Consider the following 16,883-nt stretch of genomic DNA (forward strand, 5'->3'; position numbering starts at 1 on the left):
CCCGACTCCGACACCTGGGGGTCTCCCGCCCATGAGCAGAGCCGAACAGCCGTCCCGCAGGGCCGCGCAGCCCTCCCGCAGGACCGTCCTGACCGCCGCGGTCGTCGCCGCCGTGACGTCCGCCGCGACGGCCGGCGCCCTGGCCCCGGCCTCCGCCGCCGTCCCCGACGGCCCGGCCGGTCCCGCCGGCCCGGACGCCCCGGCCCGCCCCGTCGACTACCGCTCCTGGACCACGTACGCCGACTGGCGCTCGGGCACCGCGCAGGGCACCCGCCCGGTGGCCGGCGTCCGGCCGGGCCTGGTGATCGCCGCCGCCCACGGCACCGTCGACTACACCGACCCGCACACCGGCACCACCGCGGCCTGGGAGTACGCCACCTGGACCTCGCCGGTGCACCACCTCCCGGTGCCGTCCACGGAGGCCATCGCGTCCTGGAACGCGCACACCCCCGAGGGCACCTGGCTCCAGGTCGAGCTGTCCGGGACGTACTCCGACGGCACCGCGACCCCCTGGTACGTGATGGGCCGCTGGGCGGCCGGCGACCAGGACATCCGGCGCACCTCCGTCGACGACCAGACCGACGGCCGGAGCACCATCTGGACGGACACCTTCTCCATCGACGACGCCTCCACGGGCCTGCGCCTGGCGTCGTACCGGCTGCGCCTGACCCTGTACCGCCGGCCCGGCACGAAGCTCACGCCGACCGTGTGGCGGCTCGGGGCGATGGGCTCCGACATCCCCGACCGCTTCACCGTCCCGGCCAGCACCCCGGGCCTCGCGCGGGAACTGGCCGTCCCGCGCTACTCGCAGGAGATCCACAAGGGCCAGTACCCCGAGTACGACAACGGCGGCGAGGCCTGGTGCAGCCCCACCTCCTCGCAGATGATCGTCGAGTACTGGGGCGGCCGGCTCACCCCGGAGCAACTGGCCTGGGTCGACCCGTCGTACGCCGACCCGCAGGTGTGCCACGCGGCCCGGTCCACCTACGACTACCAGTACGAGGGCTGCGGCAACTGGCCGTTCAACGCGGCCTACGCGGCGACCTTCGAGGGCCTCCAGGGCGTCGTGACCCGCCTCGTCTCCCTCACCGACCTGGAGACGCTCGTCGCGGCCGGCATCCCGGCCATAACGTCCCAGTCGTTCCTGAAGGAGGAGCTCACCGGCGCGGGGTACGGCACCTCCGGGCACCTGATGACGGTGATCGGCTTCACCGCCGACGGCGACGTGATCGCCAACGACCCGGCCTCGCCGAGCGACGAGGCGGTGCGCAGGGTCTACCGGCGCCGGGAGTTCGAGAACATCTGGCTGCGGACCAAGCGGTACAACGCCTCCGGCAAGGTCGTCGGCGGCACGGGCGGCGTCTGCTACCTGTACTTCCCGGCCCACCCCACCCCGCGCCAGCGCAAGGCGCTCGCCGCGGTGGGCGTGCGGTGAGCGGGGGCGGCCGCGTCCGCGTGTGAGCAACCTCTCGGCCGCGAACGGCGCGAACGGTGGCAAGGTGGACGGACCGACCGGGCGTACCCGCCCGGTCGGGCTCGACCGGGGCGGGCCGATCGGTCCCGCCCCCACCGCACGACCGCAGTGAGACGCCATGACCGCACACTCCGCCACCGCCCACGCCCACGCCCGCACCGGGGGCCCGAAGGACGACGGCCCCCGCATCCTCGAACACGTCGCGGGCTGGGCCCTCGTCCTGGTCGTCGCGATGCTGGTGACGCAGCTGGGACTGCTGTAGGCGTCTGCTTGACCTGACATACTGCGGATGTCACCGCCGACCGTCGGAATCAGGGTCGAAATTGAACATCCCGCAGCAGCGTGCCGCCGACCTCCCCGGAGTCCGCGGAACCGAGCGCTCCGTGGCGCGTCGCGCCGAACTCATCGCCATCGGGCGGAAGTTGTTCGCCGACCGGTCCTACGACGCGCTCTCCATGGACGACATCGCGAAACAGGCGCACGTCGCCAAGGGGCTCATCTACTACTACTTCCGGTCCAAGCGCGGCTACTACCTGGCGATCATCCAGGACTCCGTCGCCGACCTGGTCTCCTTCGCGGCGGGCGGCGCCGGGCTGCCCCCGGTGGACCGCGTCCACCGCACCATCGACGGTTACCTGCGCTACGCCGAGAGCCACCAGGCCGCCTTCCGCACGATCGTCAGCGGCGGGGTCGGGTTCGACGCCGAGGTGCACGCCGTCCGCGACGGTGTGCGGAACGCGATCGTCGCGACCATCGCCGAGGGCGCGTACGGCTCCGGCGAGATCGCCCCGGTCGCGCGCGTGGGCCTGCTGGCCTGGGTGTGCGGCGTGGAGGGCGCCACGCTCGACTGGATCGACCGCCCCGAGCTGTCTCGCGACACGCTGCGGGAGTACCTGGTGAGGACCCTCGGCGGTGCCCTGCGCGCCATCGAGGAGCTGGACCCGACCCATCCGGCCCCGCGGCCGGCCCGCCGGGACGCCTGAGCCGCGCACCGGCACGGCCCGGCCGCCGTGGGGGCCCGGGGGACGCGCGAAGGGCGGAGGCTCGTGGACTCCGCCCGTCGCACCCCGTGGGGGTTCCCGGTCCCCGCCGTCCGGACTAGCCGATGGCCTTGATCAGTTCACCGTTGGCGGTGTCGCCGCTGAGCTCCCAGAAGAAGGTCCCGCCCAGCCCCTGCTGGTTCTTGTACGCCGTCTTGCTCGCGATGGTCGCGGGGGTGTCGTAACTCCACCACTCGCTGCCGCACTTGGCGTAGGCCGTGCCGCCGACGGTGCCGGTCGCGGGGCAGCGGCCCTTCAGCACCTTGTAGTCCTCGATGCCGTTCTCGTAGGTGCCCTTCGCCGGGCCGGTCGCGGTGCCGCCGGGTGCCGCCTGGGTGACGCCGGTCCAGCCGCGGCCGTAGAAGCCGATGCCGAGCAGCAGCTTGGCGGCCGGGATGCCGAGGCCCCGGAGCTTGGCGATGGTCGCCGAGGTGTACATGTCCGCCTTGGGGATCCCCGCGTAGGAGGTGAGCGGCGAGTGCGGGGCGGTCGGCCCGGTCGCGTCCCAGGCGCCGAAGTAGTCGTAGGTCATCGGGTTGTACCAGTCCACGTACGGGGCCGCGCCCGCGTAGTCCGCGGCGTCGATCTTGCCGCCCGCGGTGGCGTCGGCCGTGATGGCGGCCGTGACCAGGTTGCCGCTGCCGAACTTGGCGCGCAGCGCCGCCAGCAGGTTCTTGAAGGCCGCCCGCCCGCTGGTGTCGCAGGTGTTGCCGCAGGCGTTGGGGTACTCCCAGTCGATGTCGATGCCGTCGAAGACGTCGGCCCACTTGGAGTTCTCGACCAGGTCGTAGCAGGACTGCGCGAACGCGGCCGGGTTCTTCGCGGCCTCGCCGAAGCCGCTCGACCAGGTCCAGCCGCCGAAGGACCACAGCACCTTCAGGCCCGGGTGCTTCTTCTTCAGCTTGCGGAGCTGGTTGAAGTTGCCGCGCAGCGCCTGGTCCCAGGTGTCGGCGACGCCGTCGACGGACTCGGCGGCGGTGTACGCGCGGTCGGTGGCCGCGTAGGCGTCGCCCATCGCGCACTTGCCGCCGGTGACGTTGCCGAAGGCGTAGTTGATGTGCGTCAGCTTCGCCGCGGAGCCGGACGTCTCGATGTTCTTGACCAGGTACTTGCGGTCGTAGGTGCCCCATTCGGTGAAGTAGCCGACGACCTTGGAGCCGGCGGCCGCGGCGCGCGGGGCGGGGCTCGCGGTCGCGGTGCTCGCCCCGGCGCCGGCCAGCAGGCCGACCCCCAGGGCGGTGGTACACAGGGCGGCGACGACCGCGCGGAGTCGGGAGCGGCGGGGGGTGTGCTGCATCGGTGGCTCCTCGTGGGGGAGAGGGGAACGCACGCCGATTGGCATGAACGCGGTAACGCGGTGACCGTGAGCGTAGGAGGACTAGACCACTACGGTCAATGGTGCGTACCAAGTCGCCTTCACGGCGCCCCGCTCCGCCCCCACGGGGGCCGGGGGGCGGTCAGCGCACGTCGCCCAGCGGGTCCAGGGAGGCGCTGAACTGTCCCGGCCGCACCGGCGGGGCCGAGAGCCGCACCCACTCGGGGTCGTGCCGGCCCGGCAGGGTGCGTCCGCGGTCGGCCCACGCGCGCATCAGATCGCGATAGATGGGCGGGTCCTGGAGCGGCGCGGGACGCGGAACGGCGCGCAGGACCGGTTCCGCGCCGAGGGGGGCGGGGACGAACAACTGGCGGTGACGCCCGGGAGCGGAGGACGTGGGGGTCATACCGGGCCAACGCGCGCGGCCGCGCCCGGGTCACCGGCGCACGGAGTCGCGCGTGCGTTCGCGGAGTGCCCCGGCGCGCGGCCGGTTCACCCGTTGTTCCGTCATCGCAGCGCCGGAGCACATCACTTGACGGTGCATCAGGACATGCCGAACCCGCGCCACGACCCCGATGGGCCGTGGCGCGGGGCGGCTGGGACTGGGAGGTGGGCCGGATCCGGCTCAGGCGGCCTGGCGGCGCATCGTCGGCACGCGCATCGGGCGCGAGCCCGGGCCGCCGACGTGGGAGAAGGGCTGCGTGCGCCAGTCGAGTCCCTGAGGGAGCGTCAACAACAGCGCGGTGTCCTGCTCCTGCGGCTCCACGCTCTCGTCGGCGGGGCGGGCGTCGGACGCCGCACGGCCGGTGCCGGCACACACCGTGAGCCCGAACGGGTTCCACGGGGAGGCGCACAGCGCGTGCTCCGGCAGGGACTCCTCGTCCGCCAGCAGCGCGATGGGCTGGGCGCAGTCCGGGCAGATCACCCGGTACATCTCGAACGTGTCGTAGGCGTCGAACTCGTCGTCGTAGCCGTCGAGTTCGAGGGAGTCGTCGGGTTCGACGCCCTCCGGCTCGGGCTCGACGACGACCGACTGGAGCCGCTTGGACGCGGATCGACCAGGGCGCTTGACACTCTGCATGGGATTCTCCCCCTCGGGCTGGGCCGTGAAGGCACTGCGGCCTCGACCACAGCAAGCACTTCCCGCGGTGTCCCGGTGGTAATCACGGGACCATCACGAAGCCCGGCCACGGCTTGTGGCGTTCGTCACACGCCCTGCACGACTGCTGCGGGCCGTCTTCACGGCCCCGTACCCGCGCACCCCGCCCCGGTCGCATCACGAACCTGCTATGACCTGGGCTGCACAGGTATACGCGGAGATCAGCGGCACTGTAGGTTCAGCGCCATGGAGGAGCTGGACCGCCACATCGTGCAGCTGCTCGTCAAGGACGGGCGGATGAGCTACACCGACCTGGGCAAGGCCACGGGCCTGTCCACGTCCGCCGTGCACCAGCGGGTGCGCCGGCTGGAACAGCGGGGCGTGATCCGCGGCTACGCGGCCGTCGTCGACCCCGAGGCCGTCGGGCTGCCCCTGACCGCCTTCATCTCGGTGAAACCGTTCGACCCGAGCGCCCCCGACGACATCGCCGAGCGGCTCGCGGGCGTGCCCGAGATCGAGGCCTGCCACAGCGTGGCCGGCGACGAGAACTACATCCTCAAGGTCCGCGTGGCCACGCCGCACGAGCTGGAGGAGCTGCTGAGCCGGCTCCGCGCCCTGGCCGGCGTCTCCACCCGGACGACGGTCGTCCTGTCCACCCCCTACGAGGCGCGCCCGCCGCGCATCTGACGAGGGGCCCCGGTAGGGGGCGGCGGGGGAGAAGCGCGAGACTGTCCCCATGAGTGAGCGCACCCCCGAGCCGAAGACCGTCCTGCTCCGCCGCGGAGAGGTCCACAGTCCCGCCGATCCGTTCGCGACCGCGATGGTCGTCGAGCGCGGACAGGTCGCCTGGGTCGGCTCGGAAGGCGCGGCCGACGCCTTCGCGGACGGGGTCGACGAGGTGGTCGACCTCGACGGCGCCCTGGTGACCCCGGCGTTCACCGACGCCCATGTGCACACCACCGCCACCGGACTCGCCCTGACCGGCCTCGACCTGTCCGACGCGCCGTCCCTGGAGGCGGCCCTCGCGCGCGTACGGGAGTTCGCCGCCGCCCGACCGCAGGACAGGGTGCTGCTCGGCCACGGCTGGGACGCCGCTCGCTGGCCCGGGGGCCGCCCGCCCACGCGCGCGGAGCTGGACGAGGCGACCGGTGGCCGTCCCCTGTACCTGTCGCGCATCGACGTGCACTCGGCGGTCGTCACTACGGCCATGCTCGAGCTGACCCCCGGCCTCGGCGCGGGCGACGGCCCGCTCACCGCCGACGCCCACCACGCCGTGCGCGCGGCGGCGTTCGCGGCCGTGACGCCCGCCCAGCGCGCCGAGGCCCAGCGCACCGCCCTCGTCCACGCCGCCTCCCTCGGCATCGGCTCGGTCCACGAGTGCGGGGGCCCGGAGATCTCCTCCGAGGACGACTTCACCGGCCTGCTGCGGCTGGCCGCCGAGGAACCGGGGCCGCGCGTGGTCGGCTACTGGGCCGAGCAGGACGTGGAGAAGGCCCGCGCGCTGGGCGCGGCCGGCGCGGCGGGCGACCTGTTCGTCGACGGCGCCCTCGGCTCGCACACCGCCTGCCTGCACACCCCGTACACCGACGCGGAGCACACCGGGACCGCCTACCTGGACGCCGAGGCGGTCACCGCGCACGTCGTCGCCTGCACCGAGGCCGGCCTCCAGGCGGGCTTCCACGCCATCGGCGACGCCGCCGTCACCGCCGTCGTCGACGGCATCCGCGCGGCCGCCGAGAAGGTCGGCCTCGCGCGGATCCGCGCGGCCCGGCACCGCGTCGAGCACGCCGAGATGCTCACGCCCGAGACCGTCGCGGCCTTCGCCGAGCTGGGCCTGACCGCCTCCGTGCAGCCCGCCTTCGACGCGCTGTGGGGCGGCGAGGACGGCATGTACGCCCAGCGCCTGGGTGCCGAGCGCGCCCGCACGCTCAACCCGTTCGCCGCCCTGCTGCGGGCCGGCGTCCCGCTCGCCTTCGGCTCGGACAGCCCGGTCACCCCGCTCGACCCCTGGGGCACCGTGCGGGCGGCCGCCTTCCACCGCACGCCCGAGCACCGCGTCTCCGTGCGCGCCGCCTTCACCGCCCACACCCGGGGCGGCTGGCGGGCGGTCGGCCGGGACGACGCGGGCGTGCTGGTGCCCGGCGCACCCGCCGACTACGCGGTGTGGCGCACCGGCGAGCTGGTCGTCCAGGCCCCCGACGACCGGGTCGCGCGCTGGTCCACCGACCCCCGCTCCGGCACGCCCGGCCTGCCCGACCTCACCCCCGGCCGTGACCTGCCCGTCTGCCTGCGCACGGTCGTCGCGGGCCGGACCGTGTACGTACGGCCGGGCGAGTGACCGGGGCCCGCACGGCGACGGCCGGGCGGGTGATCCGCGCGCACGGCGCCGGCAAGATCACCCGTCCGCCCGTGCCGGGACGGGTCGCGCCGCATCGGGCCTGACCTGCGCTTCGGCCGGAGATCCGCAGGTCACGTGGTGGTTGACAGCCGACGGCCGCGGGCCGGTAGGTTCGGCGGAGTCCACCACCGGACGCCCCACCGGGGAACCTCCGCGACTCGGCCACCGCGCCACTGGGTCAGGGACGGCGTGCCGCACCGGCGCACCGCCACTGGGAGCCAGGCTCAGCGCAAGCGCGACGGCGAGGGAACGTTCCGTCGGCCGGGGAGGTGTGACCCGGGTGGGGCCCGGGCGCTCAGTAGACAACGGCTTCAGGTCGATCCGCAGCCAGCGGGTCCCAGGTCGGCCCGAAGGGCGCCGGGCCCCCATCCGCAGCAGCGCGCGGCCGCGGGCCGCCCCGCGCCGGAGCCCCGAGAGGTGATCTCCGGCACCGCCCCGGGGGAAACGGCACCACCTTGCGGTCCTCCTGTCACGTCGGCGCAGGCGAAGGCCACTATGGTGGTCCCCTGCGTACGGACATGAAGGGGCAGCAGTGAACGACGGCGACGGGACCCCCGCGGCACAGGAGCGAGGGAGGAAGTTCGGCCCGCTCGGCACGACCTTGGTGATCATTCCGACCTACAACGAGGCGGAGAACGTCAAGGGCATCGTCGGCCGGGTGCGCAAGGCCGTCCCCGAGGCCCACGTCCTCGTGGCCGACGACAACAGCCCCGACGGCACGGGCAAGCTCGCCGACGAGCTGGCCGCCCACGACGACCACGTCCACGTCCTGCACCGCAAGGGCAAGGAGGGGCTGGGCGCCGCGTACCTCGCCGGCTTCCGCTGGGGCCTGGACCAGGGCTACGGCGTGCTGATCGAGATGGACGCCGACGGCTCCCACCAGCCGGAGGAGCTGCCCCGGCTGCTGACCGCGCTGAAGGGCGCCGACCTGGTGCTCGGCTCCCGCTGGGTGCCCGGCGGCCGCGTGGTGAACTGGCCCAAGTCCCGCGAATTCCTCTCCCGGGGCGGCAGCACGTACTCGCGGCTCATGCTGGACGTGCCGCTGCGCGACGTCACCGGCGGCTACCGCGCCTTCCGCCGGGAGACCCTCGAAGGGCTCGGCCTCGACGACGTCGCCTCCCAGGGCTACTGCTTCCAGGTCGACCTGGCCCGCCGCGCCGTCAAGGCCGGCTACCACGTGGTCGAGGTCCCCATCACCTTCGTCGAGCGCGCGCTCGGCGACTCCAAGATGAGCCGGGACATCGTCGTGGAGGCCCTGTGGCGGGTCACCGCCTGGGGCGTGGGCGAGCGGGTCGGCAAGATCACCGGCAAGGGCGGCACCCGCCCGCAGGAGTGAGGGCAGCCGTCCGCGCCGGCCGCGTCCCGGCCGGCGCCGGACGGCCCCGGACCTGGGCCATCGCGCTTATCCCGCGCTGAGCCCCGGGCAGGCACACTGGACGTATGACGACTGGCGCCCCGATCACCTCCTCCTCCTCTTCCTCGTCCGGCCGGCCCCGCCGGTCGCGGCTGCGCACCGTACTGCCGGCGGCGGTCGTGGCCTGGCTGGTGCTGGAGATCTGGCTGCTGACGGTGGTCGCGGGCGCGTCGAGCGGGCTGGTCGTGCTGCTGCTGATCGTCGCCGGGATCGTCCTCGGCTCGGTCGTGATCAAGCGCGCGGGCCGCCGCGCCTTCCAGAACCTGAACGAGGCGCTGAACCGCGGCACGGCCCCGAGCCGGGGCGGTGGCAACGGCTGGATGATGCTCGGCGGCCTGCTGCTGATGCTCCCCGGCCTGGTCTCGGACGTCCTCGGCCTGCTCCTGCTGCTCCCGCCGGTGCAGAAGGCCGTCGGCCGCTACGCCGAGCGCACGGTCGACCGCAAGCTGCGCGCGGTGGTCCCGGGTTCCCTGGGCGACGCCTTCCAGCAGGCCCGGATGCACCACCCGGACGGCAAGGTCGTCCCGGGCGAGGTCGTCCGGCACGACACCGGCACGGACCCGTCCGCGCAGGACCGCCGCCCGCCGCTCACCCGCTGAGCGGGCCGGGCGGAGGGGCCGGGCGGAGCGCCACAAGAACACGCAGAACGACCGCGGGCGCCGTACGTCTTCACGTACGGCGCCCGCGGTCGTCGTGCTGCGCGCGGTGCGCTGGTTGCCGAACGCCCGCTACGCGCTCTTGCGGCTGTCCCGGGGATGAACCGCGAGGTTCATCGCCCCGGACCGCAGAACGGCCAGCCGCTCCTCGAGGACCTCTTCGAGTTCCTCGCGGGTGCGCCGCTCCATCAGCATGTCCCAGTGCGTGCGCGCGGGCTTCGCCTTCTTCTCCTCAGGGCCGTCGCCGTCCACGAGGAGTGCTGGGGCACCGCAGACCTTGCACTCCCACTCCGGCGGGATCTCCGCCTCGACCGAGAAGGGCATCTCGAAGCGGTGCCCCTTCTCGCATGCGTACTCCACGGCCTGGCGGGGGGCCAGGTCGATGCCGCGGTCCGTCTCGTAGCTGGTCACCACGAGGCGCGTGCCGCGAAGAGCTCGCTCACTCATGAATCGTGCCTCCCGGGCTTGTCGCCCACAGGACAGGTGTCGCTGTCGTCGTCATCCGGTCAACGTCCGGTCGGCGGTAAAGATTCCCGTTCCGAGTCCCGTTCCGGGCAATGCGTCGCCGTCGTAGCCGCAGCCTTGTCAACCAGTGCAGTACCCACCGACGCCCGGTTTGTCACATCTGTTAGGAGATGTCACCCAGTGCTTCGGCATCTTTGACGCGCAGTAACGGTACGCCTGGCAGGCCAAACGCGTACACTACCGCCCTTTCGCCGCCAGCGCTAAATCCTCTCGGGTACGGGATTGCCCGCGTCGCCGATCGCTCGCCGTACGGGTACCCGCGCCAGCAGGACGAACCCTATGACGAAGAACGCGACCAGGGAGACGATCGCGTCCCGGTAGCTGCCGGTGAGCTGATAGGTCACCCCGAACAGCAGCGGCCCCAGCCAGCTCATGCCGCGGTCGCTCATCTCGTACGCGGAGAAGTATTCGGCCTCCTTGCCCGGCGGGACCAGGTGGGAGAACAGGGAGCGGGACAGCGCCTGGCTGCCGCCCAGCACCAGCCCGATCGCCGCGGCCAGCGCGAAGAACCCGGCCGGCGCCCCGGCGGGCAGGAAGTAGCCGACGGCCAGGACGAGCGTCCAGGCCAGCAGGGAGCCGAGAACGGTGCGCTGGGCGCCGTAGCGGCGGGCCAGCCGCCCCATCCCCAGGGCGCCCGCCACCGCCAGCACCTGCACCAGCAGGACGGCCGCGATCAGCGTGGACTGCCCGAGGCCCAGCTCCTCGGAGCCGTACACCGACGCCTGGGAGATCACCGTCTGGATGCCGTCGTTGTAGACGAGGTAGGCGAGGAGGAAGCCGAGGGTCAGCGGGTGGCGGCGCATGTCGCGGACGGTGGCCGCGAGCTGCCGGAACCCCGGTGCGGTCGGCTCCCGGCCGTCGCCCGGGACGCGGTCCGGCGCCGGCCGGTCGCGCAGCCGCAGCAGCGGGACCAGGGTGAAGCCGCCCCACCACAGCCCCGCGGAGGCCAGGCAGATGCGCACCGCCGTCGTCTCGGAGACACCGAAGGAGTCGTGGGCCAGGTAGAGCGCCAGGTTGACGACCAGCACCAGTGAGCCCGCCGCGTACCCGAACGCCCAGCCCCGCGAGGACACCGCGTCGCGCTCCTCGGGCGGCGCGATCTGCGGCAGGTAGGAGTTGTAGAGCATCATCGCCACGGACTGGGCCGCGTTCGCCACGACCAGCAGCGCCCCGCCCAGCAGGTAGCGGTCGCCCTGGAGGAAGAACATGCCCGCGGTGGCCGCGGCCCCCAGGTAGGCGGCCGCGCCCAGCAGCGGCTTCTTGCGGCCGCTGCGGTCGGCTGCGGCCCCCACCAGCGGCATCACCAGGACGGCCACGACCACCGACAGCGACACCGAGTACGCGAAGAACGACCCGGCCCGCACCGGCACGCCCAGCGGGTGGACGTAGCCGTCGGCGTCGGCCGCGTGCCGGGCGACCGACGTGAGGTAGGGGCCCAGGAACACGGTGAGCACGCTCGTCGAGTAGACCGAGCACGCCCAGTCGTAGAAGTACCAGCCGCGCTGCTCGCGCCGCCGCCCGGCGGCCTCCTCGGACGCCGCCGTCCGCACGGTGTCGGTGCCCACCCGTGCCCTCGCTTCCCCGCTGCCGTGCCGAAGAGTGCCGTGCGCCCGGTCCGGCGGGGGCGGCCGGGGCGCTCACGCCCAGGCGCCGCGCTCCTCCATGACCTTGCGCAACGTGTCGATGTGATCGGTCATGATGCCATCGACGCCCAGGTCCAGGAGCCGGTGCATCCGCTCCGGCTCGTTGACCGTCCAGACGTGGACCTGCAGTCCGCGCGCGTGGGCGGCGCGCACGAAGCGCGCGTCGACCACCCGCACGCCCGACTGGCTCTCCGGCACCTGCGCCGCCACCGCCGAGCGGCGCAGCGCCGCGGGCACGCCCCAGGAGCGCAGCCGCAGCCCGAGCACGCCGCGGGTGCCGTACGAGGTCGCCAGGCGCGGGCCCGCCAGCCGCTGCGCGCGCACCACCCGGTCCTCGGAGAACGACCCCAGGCACACCCGGTCCCAGGCGTTCGCCCGGCCGATCAGGTTGAGCAGCGGATGCAGCGCCGGCTCGGCCTTGACGTCGACGTTCCAGCGCGCCTCGGGGAAGGCCTCCAGCAGCTCCTCGAAGAGCGGCACCGGCTCCCGGCCCGCCACGCGCGCGTGCCGCACCTCGGACCACAGCAGGTCGGCGATGCGGCCGGCGCCGTCCGTCACCCGGTCCAGCGTCGCGTCGTGGAAGGCCACCAGCTTGCCGTCCCTCGTCGCGTGCACGTCCGTCTCCAGGTACCGGTAGCCCGCCTCCACCGCGCGCCGGAACTGCGCCGCGGTGTTCTCCAGGCCGTCGGCGGCACCGCCGCGGTGCGCGAAGGGGATCGGCCCCGGATGGTCGAGGTACGGGTGGCGTATCAGGGTGGTCACCCGCGCAGTATCGCCCCGCGCGGTGACCCGGTGGCAACCGCCTGGCTGCCGTCCGGTGCCGGCCGGACGGCGAACACCCGCAGGAAGAGCTGGGCGAGCGGTCCGATCGACAGCGCGTACAGCAGCGTGCCCGCGCCGATGGTGCCGCCCAGCGCGAAGCCCGTCGCCACGACGGCCACCTCGACCGCCGTGCGCATCAGCCGGATCGACCGGCCGGTACGGCGGTGCAGCCCCGTCATCAGCCCGTCGCGCGGGCCGGGCCCGAAGGAGGCGGCGATGTAGAGGCCGGTGGCCACGCCGTTGAGGACGATGCCGGCCGCCATCAGCGGGATGCGGGCGGCCAGCGCGTGCGCCCCGGGCACCAGCGCGAGGGTGGCGTCCATGGCGAGGCCGACCACGAACACGTTGGAGACCGTGCCCAGCCCAGGCCGCTGGCGCAGCGGGATCCACAGCAGGAGCACCACCGCGCCGACCACGATCGACACCACGCCGATCGAGAGCCCGGTCCGCTCGGCCAGGCCCTGGTGCAGGACGCCCCAGGGCTCCAGACCGAGGCCCGCCTCCACGAGGAGCGCCGAGCTGGCCCCGTACAGCGCGAGCCCGGCGTACAGCTGCACCAGCCGCCGCGTGAGACGGCGGGCGGGACGGTGTGTGGTGGACAAGGGACCCCCTGGGTGGTCGTCGTGGACTGGCTCATGTCACTCTGTGGCTTGGCGGTACACGCCATCCATGGCCAATTCGGGGAAGGTGGACTGGTAATCATGGCGCAGTGGACCTCGGCGGTGGGGGCCGCGCAGCTCGCCCGGTTGCTCACCTCCCAGCAGGATCGCCCGGCCGGGCCCGGCACCCGGCGCCCACCGGCCTACCGCGCGCTGGCCGACGGCATCCGCCTGCTCGTCCTGGAGGGCCGCGTCCCGGTCGCGGCCCGCCTGCCCGCCGAACGCGAACTCGCCCTCGCCCTGTCCGTCAGCCGGACGACCGTCGCCGCCGCCTACGAGGCCCTGCGCACCGAGGGGTTCCTGGAGTCCCGGCGCGGCGCCGGGAGCTGGACGGCCGTACCGGCGGGCAACCCGCTTCCGGCCCGCGGCCTGGAGCCCCTGCCGCCGGACGCCCTCGGCTCGATGATCGACCTGGGCTGCGCCTCGCTGCCCGCGCCCGAGCCGTGGCTCACGCGCGCGGTGCAGGGCGCCCTGGAGGAGCTGCCGCCGTACGCCCACACGCACGGGGACTACCCGGCGGGGCTGCCCGCGCTGCGCGCGATGATCGCCGAGCGGTACACGGCGCGCGGGATACCGACCATGCCCGAGCAGATCATGGTGACGACCGGCGCGATGGGTGCCATCGACGCGATCTGCCACCTGTTCGCCGGCCGCGGCGAGCGCATCGCCGTCGAGTCGCCGTCCTACGCCAACATCCTCCAGCTCATGCGGGAGACCGGCGCCCGGCTCGTTCCCGTCGCGATGGCCGAGGGGCTCGCGGGCTGGGACCTCGACCGCTGGCGCCAGGTGCTGCGCGAGGCCGCACCGCGCATCGCCTACGTCGTCGCCGACTTCCACAACCCGACCGGCGCGCTCGCCGACGAGGACCAGCGGCGCCGGCTGGTGGAGGCGGCCCGCTCGGCGGGCACCGTGCTGGTGGCCGACGAGACGATGAGCGAGCTGTGGCTCGACGACGACGTGGAGATGCCCCGGCCGGTGTGCGGCTTCGACCCCGCCGGGTCGACCGTCGTCACCGTCGGCTCGGCCAGCAAGGCGTTCTGGGCCGGGATGCGCATCGGCTGGGTGCGGGCGGCCCCCGACGTCATCCGCAGCCTGGTCGCCGCGCGCGCGTACGCCGACCTCGGCACGCCCGTGCTGGAGCAGCTCGCCGTGAACTGGCTGTTCACCACGGGCGGCTGGGAGCAGGCGGTCGCCCTGCGCCGTGCCCAGGCCCGGGAGAACCGGGACGCCCTGGTGGGGGCGCTCCGCCGCGAGCTGCCCGACTGGGAGTTCTCCGTGCCCCGCGGCGGCCTCACCCTCTGGGTGAGGGCCGGCGGCCTGTCCGGCTCCCGGCTCGCCGAGGCGGGGGAGCGGGTCGGCGTGCGGGTGCCGTCGGGTCCCCGCTTCGGGGTCGATGGCGCTTTCGAGGGGTACGTCCGGCTGCCGTTCACCGTGGGAGGGGCGGTGGCGGACGAGGCGGCGGCCCGGCTGTCGGCGGCGGCCCGGATCGTGGAGACGGGCGGCACGGTGGGGGCGGCGGAGGGACCGCGCACCTTCGTGGCGTAGGCCGGGGTGCGCGGAGGGACCGGACACGTTCGTGGCGCGGGCCGGGGTGCGCGGAGGGGCGGCGCGCGTTCGTGGCGTGGGCCGGGGCGGTGGGTGCCGGCCGGTGCGGTCTGCGGGGTGCGGGTGCGCGGTGGCCGGTCGCGCAGTTCCCCGCGCCCCTTGGGGTCGGTCTCGTGAACGGAGTCGAGTCAGGAGGACGTCTCCGCCGGGACCGCCTCGACGGCCACCGCGGGCTCGGCCTTGATCAACTCCGTCTTGATCAGCTCCGGATGCGCGGACTCCGACGCGGCCGGTTCCGGCATCGCCGGCTCCGCATCGGGTCGCGGCTCCTCGTCGGCCGGTGTGCTCCTGGGCGGCAGCAGATCCAGGACCGCCTGGCGGTGCGCGTCGCTCGTCGCGTCGTCGTAAGGGTCGGGCGTGGCGGGCACCTGGAGCCGGTGCACCGGACCCGTCCCGAGCCGGGCGTACCCCCGCCCTGGCGGGACGTGGTCGACGGGCGTGGTGTGCGGGGGAGCGCCGAGCACCGTCTCGAGCTGCTCCGCCGACGCCGGTCCCAGCACGACCCGTGCGCGCGTGTGCTGACGTACCGGATCGCTCAGCGCGTCCAGCGCGTCGAACTGCTCGGCCACGACGACCGTGACGAACGCGGCGCGCCCGTGCCGCAGCGGGGCCTGGAGCAGGGACTGCGGGTCCTGGTGGCCGTCGGCGGACGCGATGTGCGTGAACGTGGTCGGGCGGTCCAGCAGGATCCACAGGGGCCGCTTGGTGTCGTCCGGCGGGGCCTGTCCGGCCTGCCGGGCGCGGTTGGCGGCGATGAGCCGCCGCTCCGTCTCGCCGGACGCCCACTCCAGGGCGGCCAGTGCCCCGGCCAGGCCCACCTCGACGCCCAGGACGCCGTCCCGGCCGGTCAGACAGGCGTACTCGCCGGTGCTGCCGCCCTCGACGATCAGGACGTCGCCGTACTGCAGGGCCTGGAGGGCGAGGGAGCGCAGCAGGGTGGAGGTGCCGCTGCCGGGCTGGCCGACCACCAGCAGGTGCGGCTCGGTGGAGCGGATGCCGGTGCGCCAGACGACCGGGGGAACGTCGCGCCGCTCCTCGCCGTGGGTGAGCGGGAGCGTGCGCGGGACGCCGCTGGGGTCGGTGAAGCCGAGGACGGTCTCGCCGGGCGCGGTGACGAAGCGCTGGGCGGCGATGTCGGTGGGCAGCGGGGCGAGGACGCTCACCTCGAGTTCGTTGCCCTCCTCGTCCCAGCGGAAGAGGTACTCGCGGCCCCGGCCCGCCTTGGCGCTGAGCAGGTGCTGCACGCGTGCGCGTGCCTCGGCCTCGCCGTCCGGGAAGTACGCCGGGTAGCGGATCGACAGCCGCGCGACGCGGCCGGAGTCGTCGAACTCGTAGGACGGGATGGCCTTCTCCCACTCCCCGCCGTGGGTGTAGAGGGGAGCGGGGTCCTCGGCCGTGGAGAAGAGCGGCACCAGGGCCTCGTAGAGCGCCTGCAGCCGCTGGAGCTGCGACGCGTCGGGGCCCTCGGGCGCCGACGGGGTGCGGTCGCGGCCGTGCCAGGCCGCCGCCGCCATCACGGTGGTGACGGCGAGCAGCGGCCCGTACGGCATGAGGGCCACCACCAGGACCGCCGAGGCCAGCAGGAACAGCAGCGGCCCGCGCCGGTCCTTGGCGGTCTCCGCCCACCGGCGCCGGCCGGCCGCGGCCAGCCGGCGCATCCCCCGGCTGATGGTGATCAGCGGGTGGAGGACGTCCGTGGCGCTGTCCGCCGCCGTCCGGGCCAGCTCCCGGCTCCGGGCGATCTGCGCGCTGCCTGTGCTCAGGATGCGGGGGAGGGGGCGCCGGGCCACTGCTGTCTCCTGGAGGTGCGGACGGAAGGGACGGTCGGTGGGTGGGACGGCGGGGTGGGCGGCGTCAGAACTTGATGCCGCCGAGGAGGCTCGCCAGGCTCTCGCCGCCGGCCTTGATGCTGGGGGCGATGGCCGTGCTCGCGAGGTAGAAGCCGAACAGGGCTGAGATCAGCGCGTGGGAGGCCTTCAGGCCGTCCTTGCGGAAGAAGATGAAGACGACGATGCCGAGGAGTACGACGCCTGAGATGGACAGGATCATGGGGGATCTCCTGGTGTTCGGTGGGGACAGTCACCATGAGTACTTCCAGGCTCACAGCATGTATCCATACGATAAAAGGTGCAACTGAGTGAAATTCCCCAGATTTCACCCCAGTGGGGCAGTGTCGCGCGGCACCGTCGCTCCGACGCGTTGCGTGGGACGGCTTCGTCGGTGATCTTTGCCT

17 protein-coding genes are annotated in these 16,883 nt (G+C 73.9%); 8 read left to right on the plus strand and 9 right to left on the minus strand.

Annotated elements, in window-relative coordinates; all coding sequences use genetic code 11:
* Positions 1 to 31: 31 nt before the first annotated feature.
* The 3 genes from E4U92_RS22995 (at position 32) to E4U92_RS23005 (ending at position 2,457) form a co-directional block, all read left to right on the plus strand.
* Positions 32 to 1,435, plus strand: a complete 1,404-nt coding sequence (locus E4U92_RS22995; protein WP_137302322.1) for a peptidase C39 family protein — start codon at positions 32 to 34, stop codon at positions 1,433 to 1,435.
* A gap of 157 nt (positions 1,436 to 1,592) precedes the next feature.
* Complete coding sequence (locus tag E4U92_RS23000; RefSeq protein ID WP_137302323.1) at positions 1,593 to 1,736, plus strand: SCO1431 family membrane protein; 144 nt, start codon at positions 1,593 to 1,595, stop codon at positions 1,734 to 1,736.
* 61 nt (positions 1,737 to 1,797) lie between these two features.
* Positions 1,798 to 2,457, plus strand: coding sequence for a TetR/AcrR family transcriptional regulator (locus tag E4U92_RS23005; RefSeq protein ID WP_137302324.1), 660 nt, complete (start codon positions 1,798 to 1,800; stop codon positions 2,455 to 2,457).
* Positions 2,458 to 2,572: 115 nt separating this feature from the next.
* Here the strand turns inward: E4U92_RS23005 and E4U92_RS23010 are convergent, their stop codons facing one another.
* The 3 genes from E4U92_RS23010 to E4U92_RS23020 all read right to left on the minus strand — a co-directional run bounded on the left by E4U92_RS23010 (position 2,573) and on the right by E4U92_RS23020 (position 4,910).
* Positions 2,573 to 3,811 (minus strand): glycoside hydrolase family 18 protein, encoded by a 1,239-nt coding sequence (locus tag E4U92_RS23010; RefSeq protein ID WP_137302325.1) that lies wholly within the window; start codon positions 3,809 to 3,811, stop codon positions 2,573 to 2,575.
* Positions 3,812 to 3,971: 160 nt separating this feature from the next.
* The gene (locus E4U92_RS23015; RefSeq protein WP_168725177.1) at positions 3,972 to 4,235 is read right to left on the minus strand and encodes a hypothetical protein; all 264 of its coding nucleotides are present in this window, start codon (positions 4,233 to 4,235) and stop codon (positions 3,972 to 3,974) included.
* 219 nt (positions 4,236 to 4,454) lie between these two features.
* Complete coding sequence (locus E4U92_RS23020; RefSeq protein ID WP_137302326.1) at positions 4,455 to 4,910, minus strand: uroporphyrinogen-III synthase; 456 nt, start codon at positions 4,908 to 4,910, stop codon at positions 4,455 to 4,457.
* A 264-nt stretch (positions 4,911 to 5,174) separates the two neighbouring features.
* Here E4U92_RS23020 and E4U92_RS23025 point away from each other — a divergent pair, with 264 nt between their 5' ends.
* The 4 genes from E4U92_RS23025 (at position 5,175) to fxsA (ending at position 9,339) form a co-directional block, all read left to right on the plus strand.
* A complete protein-coding gene (locus E4U92_RS23025; protein WP_067235638.1) occupies positions 5,175 to 5,615 on the plus strand; it encodes an Lrp/AsnC family transcriptional regulator in 441 nt (146 codons plus the stop codon).
* Between the two features lie 49 nt (positions 5,616 to 5,664).
* Entirely contained in the window at positions 5,665 to 7,266 is a 1,602-nt protein-coding gene (locus tag E4U92_RS23030; protein ID WP_137302327.1) for an amidohydrolase, read from the plus strand.
* Between the two features lie 592 nt (positions 7,267 to 7,858).
* Entirely contained in the window at positions 7,859 to 8,662 is an 804-nt protein-coding gene (locus tag E4U92_RS23035) for a polyprenol monophosphomannose synthase (RefSeq protein WP_137302328.1), read from the plus strand.
* A gap of 104 nt (positions 8,663 to 8,766) precedes the next feature.
* Complete coding sequence (gene fxsA, locus E4U92_RS23040) at positions 8,767 to 9,339, plus strand: FxsA family membrane protein (RefSeq protein WP_137302329.1); 573 nt, start codon at positions 8,767 to 8,769, stop codon at positions 9,337 to 9,339.
* Between the two features lie 129 nt (positions 9,340 to 9,468).
* Here fxsA and E4U92_RS23045 read toward each other — a convergent pair whose 3' ends face one another.
* The 4 genes from E4U92_RS23045 to yczE form a co-directional block, all read right to left on the minus strand.
* A complete protein-coding gene (locus tag E4U92_RS23045; RefSeq protein WP_020128921.1) occupies positions 9,469 to 9,843 on the minus strand; it encodes an RNA polymerase-binding protein RbpA in 375 nt (124 codons plus the stop codon).
* 278 nt (positions 9,844 to 10,121) lie between these two features.
* Positions 10,122 to 11,486, minus strand: coding sequence for an MFS transporter (locus tag E4U92_RS23050; protein ID WP_137302330.1), 1,365 nt, complete (start codon positions 11,484 to 11,486; stop codon positions 10,122 to 10,124).
* Positions 11,487 to 11,558: 72 nt separating this feature from the next.
* Positions 11,559 to 12,326 carry a glycerophosphodiester phosphodiesterase family protein gene (locus tag E4U92_RS23055; RefSeq protein WP_137302331.1) on the minus strand — a complete coding sequence of 256 codons (768 nt, stop codon included), beginning with the start codon at positions 12,324 to 12,326 and terminating at the stop codon, positions 11,559 to 11,561.
* Entirely contained in the window at positions 12,323 to 12,988 is a 666-nt protein-coding gene (yczE, locus tag E4U92_RS23060; protein ID WP_137302332.1) for a membrane protein YczE, read from the minus strand. The genes E4U92_RS23055 and yczE overlap by 4 nt, the downstream gene beginning before the upstream one ends.
* A 99-nt stretch (positions 12,989 to 13,087) precedes the next feature.
* Here yczE and E4U92_RS23065 point away from each other — a divergent pair, with 99 nt between their 5' ends.
* On the plus strand, positions 13,088 to 14,590 hold the full coding sequence (locus E4U92_RS23065; protein WP_137302333.1) for an SCO1417 family PLP biosynthesis transcription factor: 1,503 nt from the start codon (positions 13,088 to 13,090) through the stop codon (positions 14,588 to 14,590).
* Positions 14,591 to 14,778: 188 nt separating this feature from the next.
* Here E4U92_RS23065 and E4U92_RS23070 read toward each other — a convergent pair whose 3' ends face one another.
* On the minus strand, positions 14,779 to 16,440 hold the full coding sequence (locus E4U92_RS23070; protein ID WP_137302334.1) for an FtsK/SpoIIIE domain-containing protein: 1,662 nt from the start codon (positions 16,438 to 16,440) through the stop codon (positions 14,779 to 14,781).
* A 64-nt stretch (positions 16,441 to 16,504) separates the two neighbouring features.
* Positions 16,505 to 16,699, minus strand: coding sequence for a hypothetical protein (locus tag E4U92_RS23075; protein ID WP_007380617.1), 195 nt, complete (start codon positions 16,697 to 16,699; stop codon positions 16,505 to 16,507).
* Positions 16,700 to 16,883 lie beyond the last annotated feature (184 nt).

Source organism: Streptomyces galbus (assembly GCF_005280195.1).
Taxonomy (GTDB): Bacteria; Actinomycetota; Actinomycetes; order Streptomycetales; family Streptomycetaceae; genus Streptomyces; species Streptomyces galbus.

What these genes read in the sequence shown, in the direction of transcription:
- E4U92_RS23025 (WP_067235638.1), top strand. Translation starts at nt 5,175, where the DNA reads ATGGAGGAGCTGGACCGCCACATCGTGCAGCTGCTCGTCAAGGACGGG.
- E4U92_RS23030 (WP_137302327.1), top strand. Translation starts at nt 5,665, where the DNA reads ATGAGTGAGCGCACCCCCGAGCCGAAGACCGTCCTGCTCCGCCGCGGA.
- E4U92_RS23065 (WP_137302333.1), top strand. Translation starts at nt 13,088, where the DNA reads ATGGCGCAGTGGACCTCGGCGGTGGGGGCCGCGCAGCTCGCCCGGTTG.
- E4U92_RS23000 (WP_137302323.1), top strand. Translation starts at nt 1,593, where the DNA reads ATGACCGCACACTCCGCCACCGCCCACGCCCACGCCCGCACCGGGGGC.
- E4U92_RS23045 (WP_020128921.1), bottom strand. Translation starts at nt 9,843, where the DNA reads ATGAGTGAGCGAGCTCTTCGCGGCACGCGCCTCGTGGTGACCAGCTAC.
- E4U92_RS23015 (WP_168725177.1), bottom strand. Translation starts at nt 4,235, where the DNA reads ATGACCCCCACGTCCTCCGCTCCCGGGCGTCACCGCCAGTTGTTCGTC.
- E4U92_RS23020 (WP_137302326.1), bottom strand. Translation starts at nt 4,910, where the DNA reads ATGCAGAGTGTCAAGCGCCCTGGTCGATCCGCGTCCAAGCGGCTCCAG.
- E4U92_RS22995 (WP_137302322.1), top strand. Translation starts at nt 32, where the DNA reads ATGAGCAGAGCCGAACAGCCGTCCCGCAGGGCCGCGCAGCCCTCCCGC.
- E4U92_RS23075 (WP_007380617.1), bottom strand. Translation starts at nt 16,699, where the DNA reads ATGATCCTGTCCATCTCAGGCGTCGTACTCCTCGGCATCGTCGTCTTC.
- E4U92_RS23010 (WP_137302325.1), bottom strand. Translation starts at nt 3,811, where the DNA reads ATGCAGCACACCCCCCGCCGCTCCCGACTCCGCGCGGTCGTCGCCGCC.
- fxsA (WP_137302329.1), top strand. Translation starts at nt 8,767, where the DNA reads ATGACGACTGGCGCCCCGATCACCTCCTCCTCCTCTTCCTCGTCCGGC.